Origin of the sequence: Variovorax sp. V213 (genome assembly GCF_041154455.1) — a bacterium.
GTDB lineage: Bacteria > Pseudomonadota > Gammaproteobacteria > Burkholderiales > Burkholderiaceae_C > Variovorax.
Map to the genome: position 1 here is coordinate 1,322,859 of NZ_AP028664.1, position 621 is coordinate 1,323,479.

Annotated in this window: 2 protein-coding genes; both read left to right on the plus strand. The window is 63.8% G+C overall.

The window, feature by feature from the left end:
- The first annotated feature begins 58 nt into the window (after nt 1-58).
- On the plus strand, nt 59-262 hold the full coding sequence (locus tag ACAM55_RS06470; RefSeq protein WP_369655214.1) for a DUF4880 domain-containing protein: 204 nt from the start codon (nt 59-61) through the stop codon (nt 260-262).
- Nucleotides 263-361: 99 nt separating this feature from the next.
- A complete protein-coding gene (locus ACAM55_RS06475; RefSeq protein ID WP_369655215.1) occupies nt 362-616 on the plus strand; it encodes an MbtH family protein in 255 nt (84 codons plus the stop codon).
- Nucleotides 617-621 lie beyond the last annotated feature (5 nt).

A 621-nucleotide genomic window follows, 5' to 3' on the forward strand; every position in this document is an offset into this window, starting at 1 on the left:
GTGAAATCCTTGGCGCCGGCGCATCGTGCGGCCGCGCAATGCCACACACCCTTCACGCATGACACAAGAACAGGACGACCCCATCTGGAGCGCCGCATGGCAATGGGTGCAGCGCGAGCACGACCGCGAGAACTTCGATGCGGCCGCGCGCGACGAGATGATGGCCTGGCTCGTTGCCGATCCTCTGCATCGCAAGGCCTACGACAAGGCAGCCCGCCTGTGGCTGCTGGCCGGCCTGGTGCCGCCTTCCACCCCGGAGTGAACAGATCCCGTCCTGAAACGTCTTGTTGAGCAGGAGCGAAGAGATGGCCCGCCGGGCCTTTGCCTCGCTCCTTCTGTTCAACCGTATAAGGACGTATCCATGTCGACGAGCTGCTTCGATCGCGAAGACGAGACCTTCATTGTTCTGGTCAACCACGAAGACCAGTATTCCATCTGGCCCCACTGGAAGGCCGTGCCGAAGGGGTGGACCGCGGTCGATGGCGTGAGCGGCGACAAGAAGGCCGTGCTCGCCTTCGTCGAGCAGGCGTGGACCGATATGCGGCCCCGGTCGCTGCGCGAGTGGATGGCGCAGCAGGAAAAAAATCCGACGACCACCCAAGCCGCGGCCGGTTGACGCAC

Bases quoted from the DNA above. Each gene is read 5' to 3' on its own strand.
- ACAM55_RS06470 (WP_369655214.1), top strand. From the start codon at position 59: ATGACACAAGAACAGGACGACCCCATCTGGAGCGCCGCATGGCAATGG.
- ACAM55_RS06475 (WP_369655215.1), top strand. From the start codon at position 362: ATGTCGACGAGCTGCTTCGATCGCGAAGACGAGACCTTCATTGTTCTG.